Source organism: Kribbella sp. NPDC051952 (genome assembly GCF_040680855.1).
Lineage (GTDB): Bacteria > Actinomycetota > Actinomycetes > Propionibacteriales > Kribbellaceae > Kribbella.
Genome location: NZ_JBFAXQ010000026.1, coordinates 44,252 through 57,714 on the forward strand (window position 1 = coordinate 44,252; position 13,463 = coordinate 57,714).

Sequence of the window (13,463 nt, forward strand, 5' to 3'; positions counted from 1 at the left end):
TCGGATGGGTGGTGGGGTTCCATGGCCACGACTGAGCAGACGGTTCACCCCGACGGACGGGTCGAGCTGACCGATCCGGATGCGGTGGTGAACAGCCGCTACGGCAACGCCGAACTCGCCCCGACCCGATTGCCCGAGCGGACCTGGACGACGTACAACTACGCCGCCCTGTGGATGGGGATGGCGCACAACATCCCCAGCTATCTGCTCGCGGCCGGCCTGGTCGCACTCGGGATGAACTGGCTGCAGGCGTTCCTCACGATCACCCTCGGGAACCTGATCGTCCTGGTGCCGCTGCTGCTGAACAGTCACGCGGGAACCAAGTACGGCATCCCGTTCCCGGTCTTCGCGCGGGCCTTCTACGGCGTCCGCGGCGCGAACTTCCCGGCCCTGCTGCGTGCCTTCATCGCCTGTGGCTGGTTCGGTATCCAGACCTGGATCGGCGGCCAGGCGATCTACGTGATCGTCGGCGAACTGTTCGGCAAGGGCTGGACCGACGCGGCCGCGATCGGCGGGCACCCGTGGACGATGTGGCTGAGCTTCGCGTTCTTCTGGGTGCTCCAGATGGTGCTGATCTTCCGTGGCATCGAGGGCCTGCGCAGGTTCGAGAACTGGGCCGCGCCGCTCGTCACGGTCGCGTTCCTCGCGCTGATGATCGCGATCCTGGTCAAGGCCGGCGGCCTCGGCCCGATCCTGGACCAGCCGTCGAAGCTCGGCTGGGACGCCGACTTCTGGAAGATCTTCGCGCCGTCGCTGATGGGCATGATCGCGTTCTGGGCGACGCTGTCGCTGAACATGCCGGACTTCACCCGGTTCGGGAAGGGCCAGCGCCAACAGGTCTGGGGACAGATCATCGGCCTGCCGACGACGATGTCGTTCATCGCGCTGGTCTCGATCATCACCACGTCGGGCACCGTGCTGGTCTACGGCTCGGCGATCTGGGACCCGGTCGAACTGACCCGCCGGTTCGAGAACCCGGTGATCGTGACGATCGGCCTGATCATGGCGATCCTCGCGACGATGTCGTGCAACGTGGCCGCCAATGTCGTCAGTCCGTCGTACGACTTCGCGAACGCGCTGCCGCGCTGGCTCAACTTCAAGACCGCGGGCCTGGTGACCGGTGTGATCGGCGTCGTGATCCAGCCGTGGCGGCTGATCTCGGATCCGTCGATCTACATCTTCGTCTGGCTGTCGTTCTACGGCGGTCTACTCGCGTCCGTGGCCGGCGTACTGATCGCGGGTTACTGGCTGATCGACCGGACCAACCTGTTCCTCGGCGACCTCTACCAGCCGAACGGCCGGTACTGGTACGCCTCGGGCTGGAACTGGCGGGCCGTCGTCGCCACGTTGCTGGGCTCGTTGCTGGCCGTCGGCGGCGCGTACTCGAACCCGGGCGCGGGTCCCTTCCCCGAGAACGGCCTGATCCCGTTCCTCAAGCCGCTGTACGACTACTCGTGGGCAGTCGGCCTGGTCGTCGGGTTCCTCGCCTACCTCGTGCTGACAGTCGCCGCGCCATCCCGCCAAGCAAGCGCCACCCACGCCGCTCCCACGTTCTAGTCTTGTCCGGTGGCTGACCGGTATGGGAACGACGTACTCAGTGGGGATTGGCGTAAGCCCAAGAACGGGCGGACCGTCGAGGTCGAGATCGAGAAGGGGATGGTCGTCGAGGAGCCGAGTTCTGGGTTCGTCGGCGCGATCGTGCGCTGGGAGCACGGGGTCGTCGACCTCGAGGACCGGCACGGCAAGATCAGGACCTACCCACTCGGTCCCGGATTCTGGCTGGACGGCAAGCCGGTCAGCCTGAAGCCGCCGAAGAAGGCCGGCCCGGCGAAGAAGACCCGGACCGCGTCAGGCTCGGTCGCGGTCGACAACGTCCGGGCGAAGGTCGCCAGAGCCAGCCGGATCTACGTCGAGGGCCGCCACGACGCCGAACTGGTCGAGCGGGTCTGGGGCGACGACCTGCGGATCGAGGGCGTCGTGGTCGAGTACCTCGAAGGTGTCGACGACCTGCCCGGGATCGTGAACCGGTTCCAGCCCGGGCCTGGCCGGCGTCTCGGCGTACTGGTCGACCATCTGGTCGAGGGGTCCAAGGAATCGAAGATCGCCGCCCAGGTGACCGACCGGCATGTGCTCGTGGTCGGCCATCCGTTCATCGACATCTGGGAAGCGGTCAAGCCGTCGTCGGTCGGGATCAAGGCCTGGCCGAAGATCCCGCACGGACAGGACTGGAAGAAGGGCGTGCTGCAGTCGTTCGGCTGGCCGGCCACCGACCAGGCCGATGTGGCCGCGGCCTGGAAGCACATCCTGTCCAAGGTGAACAGCTTCGCCGATCTCGACCCGGCACTGCTCGGCCGGGTCGAGGAGCTCATCGACTTCGTGACTCTGGACTGATCTCCGGCATCCGGTGCTCGATCCAGCCCCGGATCCGCCGCCGCGCACTCCGCACGTACCAGGTGACCACGCCGAGCGTCGCGGCCACCGCGAGTACCGCTCCGGCCAGCACCGCGAGCAGCATGCGTACGGCGGTGACCTCGACGATCCCGGCTCCGACGAGCAGTGCCACACCCAGCACGAACGTTGCCACCGGCAACCATGGCTCGAATACCAGCGGACGATGCGCCGGGGTCAGCTTCGCGTCCCGCACGACCCGCTCCCACACCGTCTGCCGGGCCGGCTCGGTGAACCAGCGCGCACAGCGCAGCAGCCACGACCCGGGCTGCTCCTTGCGGCCGGCCGCCGCCTTCACCCAGCTGCCGACCTGCGGCCCGAGACCACCGGAGACGTCGACCATCCGGTCGGCAAGACCCTTGGTCGTCGCCCGGCCCTCGGCCGACTGATTCAGCTCGTCGCGCATCGTCACCAGCGCGTCCATCCCGGCGTTGGTCGGGAAGTCGTGCGCGAGCCGCCGGATGCGTTCGGCGACGTGCTGGATCTTCCAGTCCTCCGCCCTCAGCACCTCCTGCTGCGTCTCCCGGATCCAGTCCGCGTCGGCGCCGAGCATCGCGCCGAGATGCGCGACACAGTGCAGCCGGCCCATCAGCCAGTCCCACCGCCGCCAGTCGGCGGCACCGAACGCGCCGAAGTGGCCGACCTGCGTTCCGTACAGGATGCGGTCCTTCAGGAAGCCGGCGATCGTACCTTCGGGTTCGTCGTCCAGCAGCGTCAACGGGATGTCCGGCCCGAGCCGCAGGAACTGGAACGGCGCACTGCGTTGCTGCGGCGTGCGTGCCGACGTACAGCGGGACACGACCTCGACGTCGAGCGCGGTGTCGACGAGCTCCGGCCCGACCGCCGTGATCAGCTCGCGGAACGTGTCGCCCAGCGCCCGCTGGATCTGCAGCTGATCGAAGAGATCGGCCAGCCCGACCGCGACCGCCTCGGCACCGCCGGCCGGCCGCAGGTCCAGGTCGGCCTTGATGAGCTTCTCGGTGAGCGCGTCCCGCACCGCCTGCGTGTGTAGCAGGCAGTCGCTGGCCGCCTTCAGCTGGCGCTCGAGGTCGACCCGATCGGTCGGCGGCGCCTCGCTGATCTTGTTCCGCAGCGAGCGCAGGATCAGCCGTACGACGCGTTCGGCCGCGCCGGTCCCCCACAGCCAGGTCGGGTTGCCGTCGGTATCGTTGTGCAGTGCGGCGGTCGAGCCGTCCGGGTCCGGCACCCACGGATGATCGGTGGCCAGGACCTCGTCGATCTCCTCCTCGGACAGTGCCGCCGCGGCGTCGAGTACGGTCGCCTGGTCGTGGCTCGCGACCGTCACCGCTTCCCAGACCCCGCCGGCCGCACGACCCCGTGCGTACACCGGCTGGAGCGCCTCGGCCGCGGCCCGCATCCGGACCCGCTCCGGTGGTTGCCCCATGCAACGGTCGAACAGCCGCTGGGTGTCGGACCACGACGCGTCCGCCTCGAGCAGCAACCGCTCGAGCTCCTCGACATCGGACCGGAAGTCGACCTCGCGCGGGAACTGCACCGCCGACATCGCGGCCACCCGCCAGCTCGGCTCGACTTCCTCGGGCACCGCGGTCGACGCACTCCCGATCCCGGCCGACGGCACGATGTAGAGCACGTACCGGCTGGCCCGTCCGGCCACCGGCCGGCGCGCGACCACATCGAGGACCGGCCCGAACGGCGCATTGTCGAGTACGCCGCCATCCACCAGCCAGGTCCGCGGGTCGCCCTCGGTCGGTTGCGCCCGCGGCGGCGACGCGGACAGCTTCGGTGTCGCCAGCAACGGCGCGAACGCGGCCGGGAACGACGCTGACGCCCGCGCGGCCCGGGCCAGCAGCCGGGTGTCCTTCAGCCCGTTCTTGTCCGCGACGGAGAACTCCCGAGTCGCTCCGTCGTACTTCTCGGCGTACTCGGTGGTGAACCGCCACAGCATCCGGTGATCGGGTACGACGAACGCCTGGCCCGCGGCGTCCTTCGCCTCGAACTGCTGCACACCGAGCCCGGAGGCGGTGACGAACAGCGTGACGGGCTCCTCGGCCGCGGTCTCGCCGGCCTCGGCGACTCCCTTGAGCAGGTTGTCGAGTTCATCCAGGAAGTACTTGCCGTCGAGCACCGACGTGGACTTCACGTTGGCCGCCGGGACCAGCTTGCCGACCTCGAGCGATCCGAGCGCGACCCACTTCTGTCGTAGCCACGGACCGTGCTCGCCGTCCGGATCCAGGGTCGAGCCGTTCGAGATGGCGGTCGCGAGCAACGATCCGTTCAGCCCGCCGGCGCTCGTACCCGCGATCACGTCGACGACCACGCGCCGGTTCTCGTCGCCGCGCCGGCACAACTCCCGCCAGCGCTTGGCCAGCGCTTCGTCGTACGGCTGTGCCTTCGGTGCCTTGCCGTCGCCGGACGCGCGCCGGATCAGGTCCAGCTCGTGCGTCACGCCGCCCATCCACACGGCCAAGCTGACCCCGCCGTTCAGTACCAGCGCGATCCGGATCTCATGGTCGGTCATGCAGCCCCCTTTCGCCCAGACATACCACGCCCGTCACCGAGGCCGACAGTTGTCGCAGCAGAGAGTGAACAAAAGGTTGTCGCGGCATGCACAGCGGGACTACGCCGAATCGCGGACGATGAGTTCGGTGTCGTAGATCTCGGGGCTGTGCAGGTCGGCGCCGCCGATTTTCGCGAGCAGGATCTCGGCGAGACGGGCACCTAGTTGCTCGACCGGCTGGCGGACCGTGGTGAGCTTCGGGGTGGTGGTGGTCGCGAGGACCGAGTCGTCGAAGCCGACCACGGCGACCTCGTCGGGGACCTTACGGCCGCGTTGCGACAGGACGCGGAGGGCGGCGGTCGCCATCAGGTCGGAGGCGACGAACAGACCGTCCAGGTCGGGGTGATCGTCGAGCAGCCGCAGCGCCGCCTGCTCACCACCGTCGGCGGTGAAGTCGCCGTACGCAACGATCTCGGGCAGGCCGGCCGCCTTCATCGCGTTCTGGTAGCCGGTGAGGCGGTCCAGTCCCGCGGTCATGTCGAGTGGGCCGGCGACGGTCGCGACCTTCTTGCGACCGATCGACAGTAGATACTCGACGCCGGTCTGGGCGCCGGCGACGTTGTCCACGTCCACACTCGCCACCGGTACGTCGACACCGAGCGGGCGGGCGCTGAACACGATCGGGACCGGCAGTTGCGCGAGCTCCTGCAGCACGTTGTCCCGGCCGTGGTGGCTGATGATGATCGCGCCGTCGACGTGACCGCCGCGCAGGTACCGCAGCAGGCGCTGGTCGTCACCCTCGGCCGGCTCGATCAGCAGCACGAGCTGTGACGAGGTCGGCGCCAGCGTCCGGCTCACCCCGCGCAACATGCCCGCGAAGAACGGGTCGGAGAACACCCGGCTGTCCGGCTCCGGCACCACGATCGCGATCGAGTCGGTCCGCCGCGTCACCAGCGCGCGGGCGGCCCGGTTCGGCACGTAGCCGAGTTGGCCGATCGCTCGCTCGACCACGGCGACTGTGTCGGGCAGCACCTTCGGCGAACCGTTCACGACTCGCGAAACGGTTGCCCGGGACACCCCGGCGAGCGCCGCGACCTGCTCCAACGTCGGAGAACCTGAATCGTTCATCGGTCCTCCCGGCAGTTGAAGAGCTAGCGTTCATACCGTAGTACTTCACCGGTCGAACGCGCGGAAAATTTCAACTGCCTTTCCGCGTGTTGGCTGCCTTGTCAGCCAGGTCGAGGGCTTGTTTCCAAGCCGCCTCCGGAGTCTGTTTGTGGTCGTCGACGCGGGTGAGGGCCGCGCTGAAGACCTGATTGATCTCACCGTCGCGTGGACCCTTGTGTTGTTTGAGGATCACGTTCCGGGCCCGGTTGATGAAGATCTGTCCCACCGGCGCGTTGTTGAAGTACGGGTTGACCTGCGCCTTCACATTCGGGTCGTCGTAGGCATCCAGCGTGGAGGGGAACGAGCCGATCTTCTTGAACACCTTCACCTGCTGCTCCGGCGCGGTCAGCCAGGCCGCGAGCCGAGCCGCCTCGGCGGGCTGCTGCGACTGCTTCGGCACGGTCAGGTACGAGCCGCCCCAGTTGCCACCGCCCCCGGGGAACACGTCGGCGACGTCCCACTTCCCCTTGCCGTAGCTACCCGCGTTGTCCTGGATCACGCCGAGCAGCCACCCCGGGCAGGCGATGGTCGCGAACTTGTCGGTCCGGAACGATGCGTTCCACTCCTCGCTCCAGGCCGAGAGCCCGGCGGACAGACCGTCCGCGGTGCCCTGCACAACCTGGTTCCAGGTCTTCTTGAGCGCCGGGTTGTCCTCGCCGAGGAAGCGGTCCTGATTCGAGTAGTACGCCTGGATCAGCTGGTTGCGCATCGCTTCCCAGGTGAGCACCGCGGAGTCGTACCAGGCCGAGCCGGGCACCTTCGCCTTGAACGTCCGGCCGGCCGCGAAGTACGACGGCCAGTCCTGGAACAGCTTGGCCACCTGGGCCCGGTCCGTTGGCAGGCCGGCCTTCTTGAACAGGTCGCTGCGGTAGCAAATCGCCTCCGGCCCGATGTCGGTGCCGTATCCGAGGATCTTGCCGTCCTGGGTGGTCGCGCCGGCCACCTTCCAGTCCAGCCAGCGGTCCCTCAGGTCGTCGGCGCCGTACTGGCGCAGGTCGACGAACTGGTCCGCTCTGGCCAGGTACTTGTAGATCCAGCTGACTTCCATCGCCTCGATGTCGGCCATCCCGGAACCGGAGGCGAGATTGGTCTCCAGGTTCTTGATGTGCGCGTCCACGGTCGGGGCCCGGCGCTCGACGATCTTGATGTTCGGATGCAGACGTTCGTACTCGCGGTACAGGTCGTCGTAGCCGAATTCGTTGAAGGTGGCGACGGTCAGTTCGATCTTCGGTGCGTCAGGATCGTTGCCTGGGGCATTGGATGTGCCGGCGGAGCCGGACCCTCCGCACGCGGTAGCGAGAAGGATCGAACCACAGGCGAACAGAACTGCGATGGGGCGAAAGCCGGCACTGGGCCGCATGGTGAAAGCTCCCTGGAACTGGACGGAGTTGAGAGCGCTTTCGGATCGCGAAAGTGTGCTGAGTTTCAAGCGTCGCAACCGGGTATGTCAAGCACTCCGTCATCACGTCCGTACATAGTGTCCACCGATTTCACGCAGCGAACCGTCGCGGTCACCGAGGGCACCAGAAACTGGCATTTTCCTGAATTCAGCTCCGGTGAAACGTTGCGTTGTGAGTTGCGCCGGCGCTGCCGCCAACAGCGATATCGAGAACCAGCTTCCGACCGGTTTGTACGACGGTCACGGTGTCGTCCGTGGAGACCGGCCGGCCGACCTGATCGTCGACAATCAACCGCAGGGTCTGCACTGTCCGGCTCGGGTCGGAGACGGCCACCGTGATCGTCCGGCCGTCGCTTCCCAGCACCACCGACGCCGGTCCATCGGTCGTGATGCCGGCCGCGGTCCCCTGCGTCCAGAAGTTCACGAGCGCCAGTCCGTCGCGACTGGAGCGGACCGCCTGGACCGTCGCCGTGTTCGCCAGAATCCGGATTCCGGAGTCCGCGGCCCGTCGCGCCGTCTGCCTCGCCGTTGCACCCGGCAACAGGATGTAGGCGTACTCACCGGACGCCGGATCGATCCCGTGCTCGACGACCAGCTTCGCGTAGTTCCGCGTGTACGGTGTGGTCGAACCGGCGGTGTCGTTCCCAGTGTTGATCTCGGACCAGGAACCGGTCCGCTCTTCCCGCTCGACCCGGACCTTCCCGCCACGCGGGAACAGGTAGCCGCCGACCCCGTCCAGGTGCGCCCACCGCGGCCCGTCGTACGTCTGGTCGATCGCCGGGCGGCCGTCGATGTGCAGGGCCTTGGAGGCCTCGTGGAGATTGCGGTTCTCGACGACGGTCTCGACGCCGAAGCCGTCCGTGCCGACGATCCCGGCGCCAAGGGCGACCACTGCGTCCGCGAGGCAGAACCAGGACTTCCGCGCCTGCAGGGTCTGGTCGTGGTTGATCAGGTGCATGCCGACCGCACCGGCGCTCTGCCGGTACGACGCTCCCCCGACCCAGTCGGCGTATGCGGTGACTGCGCCGGTGCCGCCGCCGCTGCCGTGTGGCTGGCGCGGTTGCGTGCTGACCGTCGTACCGGGCATCCGCTGGGCGTCGACGGTCGGCCAGAAGGCGTCGAAGAACTGGCCCTGGTCGGCGTTGTAGAGGTAGGTCATGCCGTCGCCGACGTACCAGCCGCGGAGGTTCTCGCCGTTGCCCCACTCGTAGCGGGCCATCCGCTTCGACGACATCGCGATCGCGAAGGTCCAGCCGGGGCGGCGGTGGACGACGCGGTCCTGGTTGAAGAACTGGAAGTGCCTGGGGGCCGAAGGTGCCGGGCGCACCTTATCGTCGGTCAGGATCGCTTGGGCCTGGGCGATCTGCGGGATGGACGCACCAGGCAGGTAATCGTTCAGGCGGTCGCGAGTGATCCAGCCCTTGGCGAATGCCTTGTAGCGGGAGGCGTACGGCTCCGCGACGCCGCTCGCGAGCAGCAGGACGGTCGAGGTGGTCGCGTGGCCGTTGCGGTGATCGCCGGCGCTTTCCCGGGAGATGGCGCGACCGGAGACGCTGTCCATCATCAGATTGTCAACAATGAACGGCGCGAAACTCGCCTCGACCGCGTCCAGGATCACCGCGCGGTTCGGGTCGGTGATCTCCCAGGTGGACCCGCCGAGGAGCGAGAACAGGTTGGCCACGCCACCGAGGGCGACGTTGCCGTAGGTACCGACGTACGCGAGGTTGCCGTGCTGGACGAACGAGCCGTCCCGGTAGAACCCGTCGCCGCTGGTGACGTAGGTGAAAACGCTGTTCTTGCCCGCCTCGGCGACATCGCTCAACGCGTCCCGCCCGGCCGCGACCTTGTCGACGGACCGGCCGGCGATCCCGCGCAGCGTGACGATCAGGGCCTTGTCGACGCGGTTCGCGCCGGTCTCGCGGAGGTTCGGGGAGTTGGTCCGGCGGTTCGGGTCCGGGACGAAGCGGTCGACGGCCTTGAGGTACTTGGCGAGCTGGTCGGCGGAGAGTGCGTCGTACGCGAGGATGCAGATGTCAAGCAGTGCGCGGGGTGCGCCGATCTCCCAGAACCACCAGTTGCCGGTCTCGGGGAGGGTCTCGTTGAAGGCGTGCTCGTTGAGGAAGTCCAGGGCGGCGCTCAGTTGGGCGGCCGGGTCTGCGGCCAATGTGGTGCCTGGGGTCGCGCGGGCGAGAGCGATGGTCTTCAGGCGGGTGTAGCTGATCGAGAAGTTGCCGGTCGTGGAGCTCAACGGCAGATCCGCCCACAACGCGGTCCGGTCGGCGTCAGTGACCAACGTGTCGAGGAATTGCTGTGCTTGCTCGGTGAGTCTGCTCAGCGCGTCGGCGTACGCGGGCTCGGTGGGGTCGATCGCGCCCCCGGTGGTGAGGTCTGCCCAGCGCGCTCTGAGGACATCGAACTCGTCGCCGGTGTCTGCTCGGGCCGGCAGACCGATGGTCGCGATCGCTCCGGTGACGAGTCCGGCCTGGAGTAGCAGGCGTCGGCTGATGAAGGGCGGCATGGCGACTCCTCGGGGCGGTAGGCAAGCGCTTGCCGAACACCCTCGCTGATGCGCACAACAGTCGTCAACAGCTGATTGTGATCAGTTCTGATCACTTATGGCAGGAGATCCCGCACCACGGCGTCAGCCAGCAGCCGACCCTTGCGGGTCAGCACCAGGCGGTCGTCCTGCCGGATCACCAGGTCGGGCATGCGCGCCGCCGCGGCTCTGCCTTCCTCGTCCAGCACGTCGAGCGGGAGTCCTTCGACCAGCCGGACCTCGAGCAGGACGCGTTCGACCCGACGGGTCTCCTCGTCGAGCGTCTCCCGCGCGTACGCCGGACTCTCACCGGCGTCAAGGCGTTCGGCGTACGCGCTGGGGTGCTTCACGTTCCACCAGCGGACCCCGCCGACGTGGCTGTGTGCACCCGGCCCGATCCCCCACCAGGTGTCGCCGCGCCAGTAGAGCTCGTTGTGCCGGCAGCGGGCGTCCTCGGTGCGGGCCCAGTTGGAGACCTCGTACCAGTTGAGGCCCTGCGCGGAGAGCATGTCGTCGGCGAGCACGTACTTGTCGGCCAGATCGTCGTCATCGGGCATCGGCAGCTCACCCCGCCGTACGCGTCGGGCGAGCTGGGTGCCATCCTCGACGATCAAGGCGTAGGCGCTGACGTGATCCGGCTGAGCCGACAACGCCGACTCCAGCGAGGTCCGCCAGTCGTCGAGCGTCTCGCCCGGGGTCCCGTAGATGAGGTCCAGGTTCACGTGCTCGAACCCGGCCGCGGTCGCTTCCTTCACGGCCTCGAGCGCCCGGCCCGGCGTGTGCTGCCGGTCGAGGATCTTGAGGATGTGCGAGGACGCGCTCTGCATACCGAAGCTGACCCGGGTGAAGCCGGCTTCCCGGAGTTCCTCGAGGTACTGCTGGTCGACCGACTCCGGGTTCGCCTCGGTCGTCACCTCGGCGCCGGGCGCGAGACCGAACTCGTCGCGTACGGCGGCCAGCATCTTCCCGAGATCCTTGGCCGGCAGGAGCGTCGGCGTACCGCCCCCGAAGAAGACCGTGTCGACCTTTCGGTCCAGGTCCGCCAGAACCCGCCTGGCTTGGCGGACCTCGCCAACCGCGGTGTCGGCGTACGACGCCTGCGAGCCACCGCCGCCGAGTTCCTTCGCGGTGTAGGTGTTGAAGTCGCAATACCCGCAGCGGGAGGCGCAGAAGGGGACGTGGAGATAGAACCCGAACGGCCGTGAACCGGCCTCGCGAACAGCAACTTCCGGCAACGCCCCGTCCCGGGGCGCAACCTCCCCCTCGGGCAATGTCGACGGCACCTCTTCATCGTACGGACCTCTTCTCGACCGGTCGGCCCGTGGTGCCTGCCCGCTCCTCTTTCTTCACCGGATCGCCGCGGTTCTGTAGTCGCTCTCTGTGCTTCAACGATTACATTCGGCTCATGGATACGGAGGCTCAGCCCGTCGGACGTGGCACCCGGAACGCGGTCGTCGTCGCGATCATGCTCGGAATGTTGCTCGCGGCCCTCGATCAGACGATCGTCGCGACCGCGTTGCCAACGATCGTCAGCGACCTCGGCGGCGCCAACCACCTCTCCTGGGTAGTCACGTCGTACCTGCTCGCCGAGACGATCATGACCGCGCTGATCGGCAAGTTCGGCGACCTGTACGGGCGCAAGCCGATGTTCCTGATCAGCGTCGTACTGTTCCTCGGCGGCTCCGCACTCTGCGGCATGGCCGACTCGATGCTCTGGCTGGTCGGCTCCCGCGCGATCCAGGGACTCGGCGCCGGCGGTCTGATGGTGACCGCGATGGCGGTGATCGCGGACGTCGTACCGCTGAGCGAGCGCGGCAAGTACCAGGGCGTGATGGGTTCGGTGTTCGGCGTCTCGACGGTCGCCGGACCGCTGCTCGGCGGACTGTTCGTCGACCACCTGAGCTGGCGGTGGGCGTTCTACGTCAACCTCCCGCTCGGCATCATCGTGCTGATCGTTGCCTCCGCCACCTTGCCGTCCGTGAAGGCTCCGGTCGGGCCGAAGATCGACTACCTAGGCATCCTCTTCATCGGCCTCGCCGCAACCGGGCTGACGCTCGTGACGACGTGGGGCGGCAACGAGTACGCGTGGACGTCCACGGTCATCATCGCGATGGCCGTCGGGTCGGTGATCGCACTGATCCTGTTCGTGCTGGTCGAACAACGGGCCGCGGAACCGCTGCTGCCGTTGAGATTGTTCCGGTCCGGCGTGTTCACGGTGTGCGCGGTGATGAGCTTCATCATCGGGTTCGCGATGCTCGGTGGGGTCACGTATCTGCCGACGTACCTGCAATTCGTCCACGGCGCCTCGGCCACCGAGTCCGGGCTGCAGATGCTGCCGCTCGTCGGCGGTCTGCTCGTCGCGTCGATCGTGGTCGGCCAGATCATCAGCAAGACCGGCCGCTACCGGCTGTTCCCGATCATCGGGACTGTGCTGATCGGCCTCGGGCTGTGGTTGCTGTCCCTGCTGGACAACCAGACGTCGTACGTCGAAACCGCCGCCTTCATGATCGTCCTCGGACTCGGCGTCGGCCTGTGCATGCCGGTGCCGACCGTGGTTGTGCAGAGCACGGTCGACTACGCGGACCTCGGCGTCGCGACCTCTGGGGTGAGCTTCCTGCGCACGATGGGCAGCTCGTTCGGTGTGGCCGTGTTCGGGTCCATCTACTCGCACCAGTTGCCGGTTCAGCTGGCCGAGGCGGTCAAGGCCACGGGCGCCGATCCGCGGGTGGTGACGACGGTCGACGGAGTGCGGTCGCTGCCTTCGGAGGTGCGGTCCGCGGTAACTGCGGCGTACGCGGATTCTTTGCATGTCGTGTTCCTCTGGGCGGTGCCGGTGGCGGGGCTCGGGTTCCTGATCGCCCTTCTGCTGAAGGAGGTCCCGCTGCGCGACACCGCCCGGATGGCGGCCAGCGACGTGGGCGACAACTTCGCCGCACCCACATCCTTCAACTCCGAGCAGGAGCTCCAGAAGCTCGCGGCCCTCGTCGTACGGCATCACAAGCGCAACCCGGCGCCCGAGGTACTGGCGCAGTCCGGCCTCCCGCTCAACGTCGCCGAGGCGTGGATGATCATGCGCGTCTTCCGCGGCGGCGCCGAGAACGGCTCCGCCACCCTGGCGGAAATCACCGGTGACCTCCGCGTCCCACCCGGCGTCTTCGAACCCCTGGCCACCCAACTAGTTGCTGACGGCTACCTCTCCGAAACCTTGGGCCACTACCGCTTCACCCCCGCCGGCCTGGAGATGTTCCAGCGCTTCGTCGGCGCCTTCCGCACCTGGATGCTCGACCGCCTGACCGACTGGGACCCCGACAACTCCGAAGCCTTCTCCTGCGCCGTCGACCGCCTGGCCGAACAAATGATCGACCAAGGCCACTCCCTGACCACCGGCAAACACGCCGCTCCCCCTGTCCCGATCGGCGCCGCATAAGCACAGG

At 67.8% G+C, this 13,463-nt stretch carries 8 protein-coding genes; 3 read left to right on the plus strand and 5 right to left on the minus strand.

Translation table 11 applies throughout. The annotated features are described in order from the left end of the window. Window positions 1-21 precede the first annotated feature (21 nt). Together AB0L70_RS34250 and AB0L70_RS34255 are read left to right on the plus strand one after the other, a co-directional pair. Window positions 22-1,557 carry an NCS1 family nucleobase:cation symporter-1 gene (locus AB0L70_RS34250; protein ID WP_363690948.1) on the plus strand — a complete coding sequence of 512 codons (1,536 nt, stop codon included), beginning with the start codon at window positions 22-24 and terminating at the stop codon, window positions 1,555-1,557. A 9-nt stretch (window positions 1,558-1,566) separates the two neighbouring features. Further along, window positions 1,567-2,391 (plus strand): DUF3097 domain-containing protein, encoded by an 825-nt coding sequence (locus AB0L70_RS34255; protein WP_363690949.1) that lies wholly within the window; start codon window positions 1,567-1,569, stop codon window positions 2,389-2,391. On the opposite strand, the gene AB0L70_RS34260 is transcribed toward AB0L70_RS34255, so the two are convergent. From AB0L70_RS34260 to hemW, 5 genes are all read right to left on the minus strand, one after another. Continuing rightward, window positions 2,366-4,948: a DUF3376 domain-containing protein gene (locus tag AB0L70_RS34260; protein WP_363690950.1), complete on the minus strand. Its 2,583-nt coding sequence runs from the start codon at window positions 4,946-4,948 to the stop codon at window positions 2,366-2,368. The genes AB0L70_RS34255 and AB0L70_RS34260 overlap by 26 nt on opposite strands. 99 nt (window positions 4,949-5,047) lie before the next feature. Beyond that, entirely contained in the window at window positions 5,048-6,055 is a 1,008-nt protein-coding gene (locus AB0L70_RS34265; RefSeq protein WP_363690951.1) for a LacI family DNA-binding transcriptional regulator, read from the minus strand. Window positions 6,056-6,125: 70 nt separating this feature from the next. Then, window positions 6,126-7,454, minus strand: a complete 1,329-nt coding sequence (locus AB0L70_RS34270) for an extracellular solute-binding protein (protein WP_363690952.1) — start codon at window positions 7,452-7,454, stop codon at window positions 6,126-6,128. 187 nt (window positions 7,455-7,641) lie between these two features. Continuing rightward, window positions 7,642-10,011: a polysaccharide lyase 8 family protein gene (locus tag AB0L70_RS34275; protein WP_363690953.1), complete on the minus strand. Its 2,370-nt coding sequence runs from the start codon at window positions 10,009-10,011 to the stop codon at window positions 7,642-7,644. A gap of 95 nt (window positions 10,012-10,106) precedes the next feature. Next, window positions 10,107-11,312: a radical SAM family heme chaperone HemW gene (hemW, locus tag AB0L70_RS34280; protein WP_363690954.1), complete on the minus strand. Its 1,206-nt coding sequence runs from the start codon at window positions 11,310-11,312 to the stop codon at window positions 10,107-10,109. Between the two features lie 122 nt (window positions 11,313-11,434). Between hemW and AB0L70_RS34285 the strand changes: the two genes are divergently transcribed. Further along, entirely contained in the window at window positions 11,435-13,456 is a 2,022-nt protein-coding gene (locus AB0L70_RS34285) for an MDR family MFS transporter (RefSeq protein WP_363690955.1), read from the plus strand. The last annotated feature ends 7 nt before the right edge of the window (window positions 13,457-13,463 follow it).